At 69.1% G+C, this 14,168-nt stretch carries 13 protein-coding genes; 5 read left to right on the top strand and 8 right to left on the bottom strand.

What is annotated here, in order from left to right:
- Window positions 1-29: 29 nt before the first annotated feature.
- The 3 genes from bluB to ACFIMZ_RS04410 all read left to right on the top strand — a co-directional run bounded on the left by bluB (window position 30) and on the right by ACFIMZ_RS04410 (window position 3,409).
- The gene (bluB, locus tag ACFIMZ_RS04420) at window positions 30-758 is read left to right on the top strand and encodes a 5,6-dimethylbenzimidazole synthase (RefSeq protein WP_431821562.1); all 729 of its coding nucleotides are present in this window, start codon (window positions 30-32) and stop codon (window positions 756-758) included.
- Between the two features lie 229 nt (window positions 759-987).
- Window positions 988-2,157, top strand: coding sequence for an MFS transporter (locus ACFIMZ_RS04415; protein ID WP_431821561.1), 1,170 nt, complete (start codon window positions 988-990; stop codon window positions 2,155-2,157).
- Window positions 2,158-2,248: 91 nt separating this feature from the next.
- Window positions 2,249-3,409, top strand: coding sequence for an MFS transporter (locus ACFIMZ_RS04410; protein ID WP_431821560.1), 1,161 nt, complete (start codon window positions 2,249-2,251; stop codon window positions 3,407-3,409).
- Window positions 3,410-3,537: 128 nt separating this feature from the next.
- On the opposite strand, the gene fahA is transcribed toward ACFIMZ_RS04410, so the two are convergent.
- Genes fahA through ACFIMZ_RS04385 form a run of 5 tightly spaced genes read right to left on the bottom strand, consistent with a single transcriptional unit; the run spans window position 3,538 to window position 9,488 of the window.
- Window positions 3,538-4,845 (bottom strand): fumarylacetoacetase, encoded by a 1,308-nt coding sequence (gene fahA, locus ACFIMZ_RS04405; protein ID WP_431821559.1) that lies wholly within the window; start codon window positions 4,843-4,845, stop codon window positions 3,538-3,540.
- On the bottom strand, window positions 4,842-6,176 hold the full coding sequence (gene hmgA / locus ACFIMZ_RS04400) for a homogentisate 1,2-dioxygenase (protein ID WP_431821558.1): 1,335 nt from the start codon (window positions 6,174-6,176) through the stop codon (window positions 4,842-4,844). The genes fahA and hmgA overlap by 4 nt, the downstream gene beginning before the upstream one ends.
- A gap of 20 nt (window positions 6,177-6,196) precedes the next feature.
- Complete coding sequence (locus tag ACFIMZ_RS04395; RefSeq protein WP_431821557.1) at window positions 6,197-7,552, bottom strand: MFS transporter; 1,356 nt, start codon at window positions 7,550-7,552, stop codon at window positions 6,197-6,199.
- On the bottom strand, window positions 7,549-7,782 hold the full coding sequence (locus ACFIMZ_RS04390; protein WP_431821556.1) for a DUF2783 domain-containing protein: 234 nt from the start codon (window positions 7,780-7,782) through the stop codon (window positions 7,549-7,551). The genes ACFIMZ_RS04395 and ACFIMZ_RS04390 overlap by 4 nt, the downstream gene beginning before the upstream one ends.
- Before the next feature lie 29 nt (window positions 7,783-7,811).
- Complete coding sequence (locus ACFIMZ_RS04385; protein ID WP_431821555.1) at window positions 7,812-9,488, bottom strand: FAD-dependent oxidoreductase; 1,677 nt, start codon at window positions 9,486-9,488, stop codon at window positions 7,812-7,814.
- A gap of 333 nt (window positions 9,489-9,821) precedes the next feature.
- On the opposite strand from ACFIMZ_RS04385, the gene ACFIMZ_RS04380 reads away from it, so the two are divergent.
- A complete protein-coding gene (locus ACFIMZ_RS04380) occupies window positions 9,822-10,625 on the top strand; it encodes an EAL domain-containing protein (protein ID WP_431821554.1) in 804 nt (267 codons plus the stop codon).
- Window positions 10,626-10,664: 39 nt separating this feature from the next.
- On the opposite strand, the gene ACFIMZ_RS04375 is transcribed toward ACFIMZ_RS04380, so the two are convergent.
- Window positions 10,665-11,075: a GFA family protein gene (locus ACFIMZ_RS04375; protein ID WP_431821553.1), complete on the bottom strand. Its 411-nt coding sequence runs from the start codon at window positions 11,073-11,075 to the stop codon at window positions 10,665-10,667.
- A 97-nt stretch (window positions 11,076-11,172) separates the two neighbouring features.
- Entirely contained in the window at window positions 11,173-11,964 is a 792-nt protein-coding gene (locus ACFIMZ_RS04370) for an IclR family transcriptional regulator (protein ID WP_431821552.1), read from the bottom strand.
- 94 nt (window positions 11,965-12,058) lie between these two features.
- Between ACFIMZ_RS04370 and ACFIMZ_RS04365 the strand changes: the two genes are divergently transcribed.
- Window positions 12,059-13,246, top strand: coding sequence for an acyl-CoA dehydrogenase (locus ACFIMZ_RS04365; RefSeq protein WP_431821551.1), 1,188 nt, complete (start codon window positions 12,059-12,061; stop codon window positions 13,244-13,246).
- A gap of 181 nt (window positions 13,247-13,427) precedes the next feature.
- Here the strand turns inward: ACFIMZ_RS04365 and ACFIMZ_RS04360 are convergent, their stop codons facing one another.
- Entirely contained in the window at window positions 13,428-14,066 is a 639-nt protein-coding gene (locus tag ACFIMZ_RS04360) for a peroxiredoxin (protein WP_059591620.1), read from the bottom strand.
- Window positions 14,067-14,168 lie beyond the last annotated feature (102 nt).

The raw sequence follows: 14,168 nt of genomic DNA, 5'->3' as shown, positions 1-14,168 counted from the left end.
CGCCGACGTCATCCCTGCCACTGCCGCCCATGCGTTTCGACGATCCCGCCATCGCCGCTGTCTACCGCGCCATCTTCGAGCGGCGCGACATGCGCCATTTCACGTCGGCGCCCGTCGATCCGGCCATGCTCGCCCGGCTGCTGCGCGCGGCCCACCACGCGCCGAGCGTCGGCTTCATGCAGCCGTGGCGCTTCATCCGCATCACCGATCCCGCCTTGCGCGCGCGCATCCACGCGCTCGTCGAAGCCGAGCGCCGCGCGACCGCCGACGCGCTCGGCGAGCGCCAGGACGAATTCATGCGGCTCAAGGTCGAAGGCGTCCGCGAATGCGGGGAATTGCTGGTCGTCGCGCTCGCCGACGGCCGCGAACGTCACGTTTTCGGCCGCCGCACGCTGCCGGAGATGGACCTCGCGTCCGCCGCGTGCGCGATCCAGAACATGTGGCTCGCGGCCCGCGCGGAAGGGCTCGGGATGGGCTGGGTGTCGCTGTTCGACGTCGACGCGCTGCGCGCGCTGCTCGGGATGCCCGACGGCGCGAAACCGATCGCGGTGCTGTGCCTCGGGCACGTCGATGCGTTCTATGCAAAGCCGATGCTCGAGGAAGAGCGCTGGGCCGCGCGGATGCCGATCGAAACCTGTGTGTCCGAGAATGGCTGGAACGGTGCGGCAGGTGAAACCGGCGAATCGATCGAGTCCGGGGAGTCCGAAGAGTCCGGAGACTCAGGCAAGGCCGCCACGCAGGCACGAAACGCCGTCTGAGCGTCCGCCCACAGCGTTGACGCTGGAGTTGCGACCCCGTTATCCACACCCCCGCCGGCCCTGCGCGATCCCACCATCCGGACACTCGCATCGCGCCCCGTCGCAAGCCGGCAACAACCGTTCCGGCCCCAAACATAGGGGTTTTCACTGAAGTAGAATCGCGGCTGACGTCCTCCCTCCGCCTGCCCCGCGCATCCCGCGCCCGGCGGCTTTTCCCGGGCCCACGCCGATGCCTTTGCCTCTTTTCGCCCTTGCCGTCGCCGCATTTGGAATCGGTACCACCGAATTCGTGATCATGGGCCTCTTGCCCAACGTCGCGCGCGATCTCGGCGTGTCGATCCCGGCCGCCGGGATGCTCGTATCGGGCTACGCGCTCGGCGTGACGATCGGCGCGCCGATCCTCGCGGTCGTCACCGCGAAGATGCCGCGCAAGCGCGCGCTGATGGGGCTGATCGGCCTGTTCATCGCGGGCAACCTGTTCTGCGCGATCGCGCCCGGCTACACGGTGCTGATGGCTGCGCGCGTCGTCACCGCGTTCTGCCACGGCGCGTTCTTCGGCATCGGCTCGGTGGTCGCGAGCAACCTCGTCGCGCCGAACCGGCGCGCGCAGGCGATCGCGCTGATGTTCACCGGCCTCACGCTCGCGAACGTGCTCGGCGTGCCGCTCGGCACCGCGCTCGGCCAGGCGTTCGGCTGGCGCGCGACGTTCTGGGCGGTGACCGGCATCGGCGTCGCCGCGGCCGCCGCGCTCGCGGTCTGCCTGCCGAGGAACCTGGCGATGCCCGACACCAGCATCACCCGCGAATTCAGCGTGCTGAAGCATCCGCAGGTGCTGATGGTGCTCGGCATCAGCGTGCTTGCGTCCGCGAGCCTGTTCAGCGTGTTCACCTACATCACGCCGATCCTCGAGGACGTCACCGGCTTCTCGCCCCGCCAGGTCACCTACGTGCTGCTGCTGTTCGGCCTCGGCCTGACGGTCGGCGGCACGCTCGGCGGCAAGCTCGCCGACTGGCGCCGGATGCCGTCGCTGATCGCGTCGCTCGCGCTGATCGGCGTCGTGCTCGCGCTGTTCGCCGGCACCATGCACGTGCCGTTCGCCGCGCTCGCGACGATCTTCGTGTGGGGGATGCTCGCGTTCGCGATCGTGCCGCCGCTGCAGATCCTGATCGTCGATCGCGCGAGCGACGCGCCGAATCTCGCGTCGACGCTCAACCAGGGCGCGTTCAATCTCGGCAACGCGACGGGCGCGTGGCTCGGCGGGATGGCGATCGGCGCCGGCATTCCGCTCGTCGACCTGCCGTGGGTCGGCGTCGCGATGGCGGTCGCGGCGCTCGCGCTCACGCTGTGGTCGGCATCGCTCGAACGCCGCCCGGTCGCCGCGCCGACCGAATACGTATAACGCCGGTGCGGCTGCGCCGCGCGGGCGAACACGCCGCGCGCATGACGGCCTTCATGGACCGTTGCGGGCCGCCGGTGTAGCATCTCGGCCGATGAAAGCCATTCTTAATCGAGATTTCCTGGCGCTCATCCTGAGCGTCGCGGTCGTCGGCCTGGGCACCGGCGCCACCCTTCCCCTCACCGCACTCGCGCTGACCGAAGCCGGGCACGGCACCAACGTCGTCGGCATGCTGACGGCCGCGCAGGCCGGCGGCGGCCTCGCGATCGTACCGTTCGTCACCGCGCTCGCGCGCCGCTTCGGCGCGCGCCGCGCGATCGTCGCGTCGGTGCTGCTGCTCGCCGCGGCGACCGCCGTGATGCAGTTCACGTCGAGCCTCGTCGTCTGGGGCGTGCTGCGCGTGCTGTGCGGCGCGGCGCTGATGCTGCTGTTCACGATCGGCGAGGCATGGGTCAACCAGCTCGCCGACGATTCGACGCGCGGCCGCGTCGTCGCGATCTACGCGACCAACTTCACGCTGTTCCAGATGGCGGGCCCGGTGCTCGTCAGCCAGATTTCGGGCTTCACCGGCATCCGCTTCGCGCTGTGCGGCGCGCTGTTCCTGCTCGCGCTGCCGTCGCTCGCGTCGATCCGCCGCGCGCCGCTCGCCGGCGACGACGCGCATCACGCTGGCCACGATCACTGGCGCAGCGTGCTGCCGCGCATGCCCGCGCTCATCATCGGCACCGGCTTCTTCGCGCTGTTCGACACGCTCGCGCTGTCGCTGCTGCCGCTCTATGCGATGGATCGCGGCGTCGCGAGCGGGACCGCGGTGCTGCTCGCGTCGATCATGCTGTTCGGCGACACCGCGATGCAGTTCCCGATCGGCTGGCTCGCGGACAAGCTCGGCCGCGAACGCGTGCATCTCGGCGCCGGCTGGATCGTGCTCGCCGGCCTGCCGCTGCTGCCGTTCGTCATCACGAATCCGTGGCTGTGCTGGCCGCTCCTGCTCGTGCTCGGCGCGGCGGCGGGCAGCATCTACACGCTGTCGCTCGTCGCCTGCGGCGAGCGCTTCCGGGGCGCCGCGCTCGTCACCGCGAGCTCGCTCGTGTCCGCGTCGTGGAGCGCGGCGAGCTTCGGCGGCCCGCTCGTCGCGGGCGCGTTGATGGAGCAATTGGGCAGCAACGCGCTCGTCGGCGTGTTGATCGTCTGTATCGCGGCATTCGTCGCCGCCGTGCTGTGGGAGCGCCGCGCCGCGCCGCAGCGCGCGGTCTGACGACAGCGCCGGCTGCTTCGCCGACCGGCGCATCATTCCGGATGAAACGACAGCGGCCCGCGCAATGCGGGCCGCCCGGCGCATGCGTACTACGCGTTGCGCACCGCGCCTTGTTACTCCACCTTCGGTTACGCCTTCAACGCCGGCAGGATCTTCCCGACGCACGTGCCAAAGCCGACGCGGTAGCCGTCGCCCTGGCACCAGCCCGCGAGCGTGAGCTCGTCGCCGTCCTCGATGAACGCGCGGCTGCCGCCGCCCGTCAGCGCGACCGGCTCCTTGCCGTTCCACGTCAGCTCGAGCAGGCTGCCGAACGAATCCTTCGTCGACCCGCTGATCGTGCCCGAGCCCATCAGGTCGCCGACGCGCGTGTTGCAGCCCGCGACCGTGTGATGCGCGAGCTGCTGCGCCATCGTCCAGTACATGTGCTTGAAGTTGGTGCGGCAGATCGTCGTCGCTTCGGCCGCGCCTGCGGCGCGCAGCGTCACCGCGAGCTCGACATCGAAGGCATGATCGCCGCGATGCCGCAGATACGCGAGCGGCTCGGGCGCCTGCGCCGGCTGCGCGGTGCGGAACGGCTCGAGCGCGTCGAGCGTGACGATCCACGGCGAAATCGTCGTCGCGAAGCCCTTCGAATTGAACGGCCCGAGCGGCACGTATTCCCACTGCTGGATGTCGCGCGCGCTCCAGTCGTTCAGCAGCACCATCCCGAAGATGTGCGCCTCCGCGTCCTCGCACGCGATCGGCTCGCCGAGCGCATTGCCCGTGCCGACGATGAAGCCCGTCTCCAGTTCGATGTCGAGCTTGCGGCACGCGCCGAACACCGGACGCTCCTGGTCGGGCAGCTTCAGCTGCCCGTTCGGGCGCCGCACCGGCGTGCCGCTGACGATCACCGACGACGCGCGGCCGTTGTAGCCGATCGGCATCTCCGACCAGTTCGGCAGCAGCGCATTCTTCGGATCGCGGAACATCGAGCCGACGTTGGTCGCATGCTCCTTCGACGAGTAGAAATCGGTGTAGCCCGGGATCTCGACCGGCAGATGCAGCGTCGCGTCGCGCTGCGGCACCAGCGCCTGCGCGCGCAGCGCCGCGTCGTCGCGCAACCGCGCGGTGTCGCGCGCGAACAGGTCGCTCAACTGCACGCGCACGCTGCGCCATGCGTCGCGGCCGAGCGCGATGAACGCGTTCAGCGTCGGCTGCGCGAACACGTCGCCGGCGCCGGCCGGCAGCGTCACGAGGCCCGCGTGCGCGAGCGCCGCCAGATCGACGATGTGGTCGCCGAGCGCGACGCCCGCGCGCCGCGCCGTCTGCTTCGCATCGCTGAAAATGCCGAACGGCAGGTTCTGGATCGGGAAGTCGCACGCGGGATCGTTCGCCGCTTCGACCCAGCTCTTGCGCGCCGGGTCGAGCGTCGCGCGCAGTTCAGGGGACATGCTCATCGTTGCTCCGGATTGAAGTGTTTCTGGATGCCTTGCCAGCATTCGAAGTAGTTCGCCTGCAGCTGCGCGGTGTCGAGCGCGAAGCGCGTCGGCCGGATCAGCGTGCGGGTCTCGAACATGAACGCCATCGTGTCGTCGACCTTGTGCGGCTTCGTCGTGTCGCTCGCGGACGCCTTCTCGAACGTCTCCGCGTCCGGGCCGTGGCCCGACATGCAGTTGTGCAGGCTCGCGCCGCCCGGCACGAAGCCTTCGGCCTTCGCGTCGTATGCGCCGTGCACGAGGCCCATGAATTCGCTCGCGACGTTGCGGTGGAACCAGGGCGGACGGAACGTGTCCTCGGCCGCGAGCCAGCGCGGCGGGAAGATCACGAAGTCGATCGAGTCGACGCCCGGCGTGTCGCTCGGCGACTGCAGCACGAGGAAGATCGACGGATCGGGATGGTCGTAGCTGATCGAGCCGATCGTGTTGAACAGGCGCAGGTCGTACTTGTACGGCGCGTAGTTGCCGTGCCACGCGACGACGTCGAGCGGCGAATGGCCGATGTCCGCGCGCCAGAGGCGCCCGTTCAGCTTCGTGACCAGTTCGAACGCGCCTTCGCGATCCTCGTAGGCGGCCTGCGGGGTGACGAAATCGCGCGGGTTCGCGAGGCCGTTCGAGCCGATCGGCCCGAGGTCCGGCAGGCGCAGCTGCGCGCCGAAGTTCTCGCAGATGTAGCCGCGCGCGTCGCCGTCCGGCAGCGCGACCGTGAAGCGCACGCCGCGCGGGATCACCGCGATCTCGAACGGCTCGACGTCGAGCCGGCCGAATTCGGTCGCGATGAACAGGCGCCCCTGCTGCGGGACGATCAGCAGCTCGCCGTCGGTGTTGTAGAAGAAGCGGTCCTGCATCGAGCGGTTCGCCGCGTACAGGTGGATCGCGCAGCCGTTCATCGCGGCCGCCGAGCCGTTGCCCGCCATCGTCACCCAGCCTTCAATGAAATCGGCCGGCTCGACCGGCATCGGCAGCGGGTCCCAGCGCAACTGGTTCGGCGGCGTCGGCGGCACGTCCGGCGAATCGCCGAATTCCGAGACGAGCCGCTGCGGGCCCGCAAACGGCTCGAACGGCCGGTGCACGGCCGCCGGCCGGATCCGGTACAGCCACGAGCGGCGGTTGTGGCTGCGCGGCGCGGTGAACGCGGTGCCGGACAGCTGCTCCGCGTACAGCCCGTACGGTGCGCGCTGCGGCGAATTGCGGCCGTGCGGCAACGCGCCCGGCAGCGCTTCGGTCGCGAATTCGTTCGCGAATCCGCTCAGGTAGCCGGCGGTGGCCGGTTTCGACAGGTCAAGCGTCATCGTTTCCTTTCTCCATCAATTCAGACGGCGCGCGGCGCTTCAGCACCGCGCCGCCGCGTCACATTTGCAAGGCCGAGAACAAACAGCGCCGAGCACAGCACCGGCACCGCCGCAGCATGAAACAGCGCGCCGTTCGACCAGTTGAGCGCAATCAGGTGTCCGCCGACGAGCGGCCCGAGCACCGAGCCGATCCGGCCGATGCCGAGGCTCCAGCCGATGCCCGTCGAGCGCAGCGACGTCGGGTAGTACTGGCCCGCGAGCGCGTTGACGGCCGGCTGGCCGCCGACCACGCAGAAGCCGCCCGCGAACACGACGATCAGCAGCCACGGCAGCGCATGCGCGACCGAGCCGATCAGCCCGACCGACACCGCCGCGCACGCGAAGCACGCGAACAGCACGCGCACGAAGCCGTAGCGCTCGATGAACCAGCCGAGCGACAGCGTGCCGACCACGCCGCCCGTCTGCAGCACGGTGCCGACGATCACCGCAGTGCCGGGCGCGTAGCCGGCGTCGCGCATCACGGTCGGCAGCCAGTTCGACAGGAAATACAGGTCGATCAGGTTCATGAAGCTGATCGCCCACAACAGCAGCGTGACCGGCAGCCGGCCGTCACGGAACAGCTCGGCGACGGGCGCGCCGCTCGCCGCCTGTTCGCGCACGACGATGCGCGTGCCGGCGTCGATGCCGGCTTCGGGCGCGAAGCGCGCGAGCCAGTCGCGCGCCTGCACGTCGCGGCCCTTCAGCACCAGGAACTGCAGCGACTCCGGCAGCCGCGCGGCCATCGCGACCGCGAGCACGAGCGGCACCGCGCCGCCGACGAAGAACACCGCGCGCCAGCCGAGCGCCGGGATCAGCGCGGCGCTGATGAAGCCGCCGAGCGCAGCGCCGAGCGTGAAGCCGCACGACACGATCATCATCCGCTTCACGCGATGCGCGGCCGGGCTGAACTCGCCGACGAGCGCCATCGCGTTCGGCATGATGCAGCCGAGGCCGAGGCCCGTGACGAAGCGCAGCGCCATCAGCACCGGGATCGAGCCCGCGAACGGCGTCGCGAGCATCGTCAGCGCGAAGAACAGCGTCGCGCCGATCAGCACCGGACGCCGCCCGATCCGGTCGGCCAGCACCGACAGGCCGAGCGCGCCGAGCAGCATCCCGAACAGGCTCGCGCTGAACACCGGGCCGAGCGCCTGCTTCGGCACGCCCCACTCGGCGATCACGCTCGGCGCGACGTAGCCCATCGCCTGCGCGTCGAAGCCGTCGATCACGAGGCACAGCCCGCACAACGCGAGCAGCATCCAGTGAAACGCAGGACGATGGGTGTCGTCGATGACGCACTCGACTTCGAGCGTGCGTGCCGCGCCCGGCGCGGCGCTCATTGCACGGCCTCCGCGGCCGGATGCACGGGCGGCGTCACGCCCTGGCGCGCGAGCGCCATCGCTTCGCGCAGCACGCCGAGATCGCCGATCTGGTTCGCGAGCAGCAGGATCAGCTTCGCATTGACGAGCTGGCTGTCACTGTCGGTCAGGTCGCGATGCATGTCGATCAGCGCTTCGTAGAACGCGTCCGGATCGGCCAGGCGCAGGCGGGTGTCGAGATGGTGATGCATGACGGGTGTCTCCGATGTCTTGTAGTCAGTCAGGCCGCGCAGGTCGCGCGCGCGAGCGCGTCGCCCACCGCATGCCGGTCGAGCGTGCGCGTCCGCGCGCACACGTGCTGGTCGGGCCGCAGCAGGTAGAACGTGCCGGGCTGCGCGTCGTAGCGCTCAGCGGCCAGCCCGTCGACGTCCTCGACGACGTCGACGCCGGGCACGTCGCGCGCCTGGCCCTTCGGCACGACGAGCACCGGCTTCACCGGCAGCGCGTGGCCGGCGAGCGCCTGCGCGAGCGCGGCGGCGTCGCCGGGCAGGCCGAACAGCACGCCCGTGAAACCGTCGCACAGATGCCGCAGCAGCCAGCCGGCCGCGCCGTGCGCATGCACCGGCGCGTCGGCGGCCGCCGCGCCCGGACGCAGCGCGCACGCGAACGCGTCGCCCTTGCGGTCGGGCGTGTTCAGCGGCGAATCGGCGAGCACCGCGGGCACCGACAGGCGCCCGCTGTTGACGAGCTTGCGCGCGAATTCGCAGTCGCGCGCAAGCTTCAGCGTCGCGTCGCGGAACACGCGGGACACCGGGCTCTTCGGCGTGATGAAATCGGTCGAGCGCGTCGAGTTGCGGATGTTCTCGTCGGCCGCGAACTCGCGTTCGCTCGCATACGTGTCGAGCAGGCGCGCGGGCGCGCGGCCGTCGAGCACGAGCTTCAGCTTCCACGCGAGGTTGTCGGCGTCCTGCACGCCGCTGTTCGCGCCGCGCGCGCCGAACGGCGACACGCCATGCGCCGAGTCGCCGGCGAACAGCACGCGGCCGTGGCGGAACGCATCCATCCGCTGGCAGCGGAACGTGTAGACGCTCACCCACTCCAGTTCGAACTCGACGTCCGCGCCGAGCAGCGCGCGCACGCGCGGGATCACGCGCTCCGGCTGCTTCTCCGCGACCGGATCGGCGTCCCAGCCGAGCTGGAAGTCGATGCGCCACACGTTGTCCGGCTGGCGGTGCAGCAGCACCGACTGGTTGCGGTGGAACGGCGGATCGAACCAGAACCAGCGCTCGGTCGGAAACTCCGCCTTCATCTTCACGTCGGCGATCAGGAAGCGGTCCTTGAACGTGCGGCCGTGGCTCTCGAGCCCCATCATCGTGCGCACCGGGCTGCGCGAGCCGTCCGCCGCGATCACGTACTGCGCGCGCAGCGTCTCGACGCCTTCCGGCGTCTCGACCGTCAGTTCCGCGCACGCGTCCGACTGCACGAGGCCCGTCACCTTGTGCTTCCAGCGGATGTCGAGATTCGGCAGCGCGAATGCGCGCTCGGCCAGATAGCCTTCCACGTAGTACTGCTGCAGGTTGATGAACGCCGGACGCGCATGCCCCGCCTCGGGCAGCAGGTCGAACGCGTAGAGCTGCTCGTCCTGCAGGAACACCTTGCCGACGTGCCAGCTCACGCCCTTGTCGACGAAGCGCTCGCCGCAGCCGAGCCGGTCGAAGATCTCGAGCGTGCGCTTCGCGAAGCAGATCGCGCGCGAGCCGGTGGACAGCGTGTCGTCGTCGTCGAGCAGCACGACGGGCACGCCCTGCTGCGCGAGGTCGATCGCGGCGGACAGGCCGACCGGGCCCGCGCCGACGACGATCACCGGATGGATCGCCGCGTCGCTGTCGGCGCCGCGCTCCGCGCGCGGCCGGTACGCAAACTTCAGGGTCTGGTAATCGGTGCTCATGGTCGCCATCCGTCCGCTCAACCCTGTCGCGCGGGCAACACCATGCCCGCCTGCAACGTCCATTTCGTCTCACCCGCCACGTCTCGCTCCTTGCTTCCTGTTGAATCGGGGACAGGGCATCGTCCGACGACGCCCGCATGCTGTCTTTCTTGATCGACGACAAACTCAGGATTTACGAATAGTAAAACCAATTACGCATAGTGAAATCAACGTAAACCCTAAGCATCGCCTGGCGACGGGATAACCATATGAGCGAATCGCCAAGCCGAGCGCGGCGCACGCTGCTACTATCGAGTGATGAGGCGGCCCGTTCGGCCGCCGTTTTTCCATGCCGACTTCCCCATGATTCCGCCTACCATTCCCGAGCTGGTCACCCGCGCCGGGCAGTTGCCGTTCCTGCGGGATCACGTTGCGCTCGCCGAGGGCGGCACCGCGTGCGCGCACCTGCCCGAGCTGACGCTGAACAGCGCGTACGAGCCGATCTACGACGTGACGATGCCGGGCGTACCACAGTCGACGTCGTTCGCCGACGCGATCGAACGCTACGGCGACGAGCTGGGCTTCCAGGCGGTGACGCTGGCGGCGGGCACCGCGCCCGATCCGTTCGATTCGGCCGCGGACGATCAGGCGCTGGTCGCGGTCGACCGCCTGTCGCGCGCGCTGCACGCGATCAACTTCTTCGGCGCGCAGCGCCACGGGCTGCTGTTCCTGCGCGTGCACGAGCGGCTGCTGAAGAGCGTAAAGTACGACCACGGCAAGCACTTCTCGTCGGTGCTGCAGCGCTTCGGGCTGCCGCCCGAGCGGGTCGTGATCGAGCTGCCGGCCGCCGCGGTCGCGCACAAGACCTTCCTCGGCTACCTGACGCGCAGCTACCAGCATCACGGCTTCCGGGTCGCGGACAAGCTGCCCGACCCGGGCCGCATCCTCGCGGTCGAATCGGACATGGCGCGGCCGGACTACATCAAGATGGACGCGGGCATCGCGTTGCGCGACGGAATGGTCAAGGCGCTCGTCGGGTATGCGCAGCGCGTGCGGATTCCGCTGATCTTCGACGGCGTCGTCGACGAGACGCAGTGCGAGCTGCTGCGCCAGCACGACGTGCGGTTCATGCAGGGGCCGGTGTTTGCGAAGGTGGTGTCGGCCTGAGGCGATGCGTGGCGGGTTGTGGCCGCTCGGCGGCGTGCGTCAGTCCTCGCCACCGTCGTCATGCTTCGGCAAGTCGTCGCCGATCTCGATGCCGGGAAACCGGCTGGCGTACCAGATATGCCACGCAGGGCGAATCCGCGACGGGTCGTCGAGCGTCGCGTAGTTGAGTTCGACCGTCTGCGGCGCGTGGCGCAGCCGGTATTCGAGCTGCGCGCCGCAGCGCCCGCAAAAGCGTCGCTCGCCCCACGCGCTCGACGCATAGACGACCGGCTCGCCGCTCAGGTATTCGAACGCATCGAGCGGCAGCGACGCGGACGCGACCACCGCCGCCCCGGTCGTCTTCTGGCATAGCCGGCAATGGCAGAAGCCGGCGTCGGTCGGGATGTGCTTGATCCGGTAACGGATCGCGCCGCAGGCGCAGCCGCCTTCGAGCGTTTCCGGGTGCGACATGGCGAACCTCGTCGTATTCGGGTGTCAGGCGACCGATGATGAGCGCCGCGCGCCGGATCCGCAACGGGGGCTGTTCACGACGCGCGATACCGCGCGATCAGGCAACCTGCCCCAGCCGCTGCGCCAGCGCCTTCAGACGCGGCCCCACCTGCGACCGGAACACGTCCTCCCCCATCGACGACGCGGGCCCGCTGCAGCTCAGGATCAGCCAGCGCCCCTCGCGCGGCTCCCGAAACGGCACGGCCGCCGCGTTGACGTCCGCGTGCCACGCGCGGAACGAATAGCAGCAGCCGCCCGACGCGAACTCGGCCACCGCCTGCTGCGCGTCGCCGACGAGCGCGTCGGCGTCCGGCCCGGCGCCGGCCGCCCGGTGCAGCTCCGCGTACAGCGCGCGCCGCACGTCCTCGGGCTGCACCGCCAGATATGCGCGCCCCATCGAGCTCGTCAGCATCGACAGCCGCGAACCCGGCGCGAGCCCGAGCGTCAGCGCGGTCTCGCTGCGAATCGTCTCCAGATAGATCATGTCGAGCCCGTCGCGGCAGCCGAGCGACACCGCCGCGCCGATCTCGCGCGCGAGCGCCTGCATGTGCGGCCGCGCGAGGTCGAGCGTGCCCGCGCCGGACAGCAGCGCATAGCCGAGCGACAGCACGCCGGCGTCGAGCGCATATTTGCCGAGCGTGTCGTCGTAGCGCAGGTAGCCGAGCACCGTCAGCGTGTACGCGAGCCGGTTCACCGTCGCCTTCGGCAGGCCGGTGCGCTCGGCGAAATCGCGGTTGCCGAGCATCGTCTCGCCGGGACGGAACGCGCGCAGCAGGTCCAGCCCGCGCGCGAGCGCGACAACGAACTTGCGCTCGTCGATCGGTTGGTCGTCGATGGTTGAAAGCGTCATCCGGTGCTACACTGAAGTCAATTTGCAAAACATTGTTCCGCACAGCGGAACACAAGTCAAGTGAACCATAGGCATGGGATCAGGAGATGACACGATGAGCGCTGCAACTTTTCATTGGGACGATCCGCTGCTGCTCGACCAGCAGCTCACGGAGGACGAGCGGATGGTGCGCGACGCCGCGCGCGCATACGCGCAGGACAAGCTCGCGCCGCGCGTGACCGACGCGTTCCGTCACGAACGCACGGACGTCGGGATCTTCCGTGAAATGGGCGAGCTCGGCCTGCTCGGACCGACGATCCCCGAGCAGTACGGCGGCCCCGGCCTCAATTACGTGAGCTACGGCCTCATCGCGCGCGAGGTCGAGCGCGTCGATTCCGGCTACCGGTCGATGATGTCGGTGCAATCGTCGCTCGTGATGGTGCCGATTTACGAGTTCGGCTCCGATGCGCAGAAGGAGAAATACCTGCCGAAGCTCTCGACCGGCGAATGGATCGGCTGCTTCGGCCTCACCGAGCCGAACCACGGCTCCGATCCGGGCAGCATGATCACGCGCGCGAAGAAGGTGTCCGGCGGCTATTCGCTGTCCGGCTCGAAGATGTGGATCACGAACTCGCCGATCGCCGACGTGTTCGTCGTCTGGGCGAAGCTCGAGGAAGACGGCCACGACACGATCCGCGGCTTCATCCTCGAGAAGGGCTGGAAGGGCCTGTCCGCACCGGTGATCCATGGCAAGGTCGGGTTGCGCGCGTCGATCACCGGCGAAATCGTCCTCGACGACGTGTTCGTTCCCGAGGAGAACCGGCTGCCGCACGTCGGCGGCCTGCGCGGCCCGTTCACGTGCCTGAACTCGGCGCGCTACGGGATCGCCTGGGGCGCGCTCGGCGCCGCCGAAGCCTGCTGGCATACCGCGCGCCAGTACGTGCTCGACCGCAAGCAGTTCGGCCGGCCGCTCGCCGCGAACCAGCTGATCCAGAAGAAGCTCGCCGACATGCAGACCGAAATCACCCTCGGCCTGCAAGGCGTGCTGAGGCTCGGCCGCATGAAGGACGAAGGCACCGCGGCCGTCGAGATCACGTCGATCATGAAGCGCAACTCGTGCGGCAAGGCGCTCGACATCGCGCGGCTCGCGCGCGACATGCTCGGCGGCAACGGCATCTCGGACGAGTTCTGCGTCGCGCGCCATCTCGTGAACCTCGAAGTGGTCAACACGTACGAAGGCACGCACGACATCCACGCGCTGATCCTCGGCCGCGCGCAGACGGGCATCCAGGCGTTCTTCTGAACGCGCCCGCCGGACGCCTCGCCGGCGCGCGCATCACGTCGCGCCGCAAACGAAACGGCCTGCCCGGCGTCGATGCCGGGCAGGCCGTTTGTCTAGGAGCGGGACGGCTCCGTTCGCCGTAAACCAGCGGGCGGACTGCCTGCGGCCGCGGGCATGCGCCGCGCGATGCGGCGCGCCGTGCTCACTTGTTCGGTTGCGGCGTGAGACGCAGATACGGACGTACCGCGTTGAAGCCCTTCGGGAAGCGCTGCTTCAGCTCTTCCGGATCCTGCAGCGACGGGACGATCACCACGTCGTCGCCGTCCTTCCAGTTGCCGGGCGTCGCGACCTTGTAGTTGTCGGTCAGCTGCAGCGAGTCGATCACGCGCAGCACTTCGTCGAAGTTGCGCCCGGTGCTCGCCGGATAGGTGATGATGAGCCGCACCTTCTTGTTCGGATCGATCACGAACAGCGAGCGCACGGTGAGCGTCTCGTTCGCGTTCGGGTGAATCATGTCGTACAGCTCCGACACCTTGCGATCCGCGTCCGCGATGATCGGGAAGCCGACGACCGTCGCCTGCGTGTCGTTGATGTCGTTGATCCAGCCCTGGTGCGACTCGACGCTGTCGACCGACAGCGCGATCACCTTCGCGTTGCGCTTCTCGAATTCGCCCTTCAGCTTCGAGGTCAGCCCGAGTTCCGTCGTGCACACCGGCGTGTAGTCCGCCGGATGGGAAAACAGCACGCCCCAGCCGTTGCCCAGCCACTCGTGGAACTTGATGCGGCCGAGGCTCGAATCCTGTTCGAAATCCGGCGCGATGTCGCCAAGACGCAGACCCATGTTGTTCTCTCCTTGAACGATGCGTGGTGAACCCCGCGCCACTTGCGCGGGACAGTCGGGTAGCTTACGGGAAGCGGACAGCCGTGCGAACGATTATTCCGT

Source organism: Burkholderia sp. F1, from assembly GCF_050813845.1.
Classification (GTDB): Bacteria; Pseudomonadota; Gammaproteobacteria; order Burkholderiales; family Burkholderiaceae; genus Burkholderia; species Burkholderia ubonensis.
Note: the sequence above shows the minus strand (reverse complement) of the source record. Positions and strands in the feature narration are given on the sequence as shown.

What these genes read in the sequence shown, in the direction of transcription:
- bluB (WP_431821562.1), top strand. Translation starts at nt 30, where the DNA reads ATGCGTTTCGACGATCCCGCCATCGCCGCTGTCTACCGCGCCATCTTC.
- ACFIMZ_RS04415 (WP_431821561.1), top strand. Translation starts at nt 988, where the DNA reads ATGCCTTTGCCTCTTTTCGCCCTTGCCGTCGCCGCATTTGGAATCGGT.
- ACFIMZ_RS04410 (WP_431821560.1), top strand. Translation starts at nt 2,249, where the DNA reads ATGAAAGCCATTCTTAATCGAGATTTCCTGGCGCTCATCCTGAGCGTC.
- fahA (WP_431821559.1), bottom strand. Translation starts at nt 4,845, where the DNA reads ATGAGCATGTCCCCTGAACTGCGCGCGACGCTCGACCCGGCGCGCAAG.
- hmgA (WP_431821558.1), bottom strand. Translation starts at nt 6,176, where the DNA reads ATGACGCTTGACCTGTCGAAACCGGCCACCGCCGGCTACCTGAGCGGA.
- ACFIMZ_RS04395 (WP_431821557.1), bottom strand. Translation starts at nt 7,552, where the DNA reads ATGAGCGCCGCGCCGGGCGCGGCACGCACGCTCGAAGTCGAGTGCGTC.
- ACFIMZ_RS04390 (WP_431821556.1), bottom strand. Translation starts at nt 7,782, where the DNA reads ATGCATCACCATCTCGACACCCGCCTGCGCCTGGCCGATCCGGACGCG.
- ACFIMZ_RS04385 (WP_431821555.1), bottom strand. Translation starts at nt 9,488, where the DNA reads ATGGCGACCATGAGCACCGATTACCAGACCCTGAAGTTTGCGTACCGG.
- ACFIMZ_RS04380 (WP_431821554.1), top strand. Translation starts at nt 9,822, where the DNA reads ATGATTCCGCCTACCATTCCCGAGCTGGTCACCCGCGCCGGGCAGTTG.
- ACFIMZ_RS04375 (WP_431821553.1), bottom strand. Translation starts at nt 11,075, where the DNA reads ATGTCGCACCCGGAAACGCTCGAAGGCGGCTGCGCCTGCGGCGCGATC.
- ACFIMZ_RS04370 (WP_431821552.1), bottom strand. Translation starts at nt 11,964, where the DNA reads ATGACGCTTTCAACCATCGACGACCAACCGATCGACGAGCGCAAGTTC.
- ACFIMZ_RS04365 (WP_431821551.1), top strand. Translation starts at nt 12,059, where the DNA reads ATGAGCGCTGCAACTTTTCATTGGGACGATCCGCTGCTGCTCGACCAG.
- ACFIMZ_RS04360 (WP_059591620.1), bottom strand. Translation starts at nt 14,066, where the DNA reads ATGGGTCTGCGTCTTGGCGACATCGCGCCGGATTTCGAACAGGATTCG.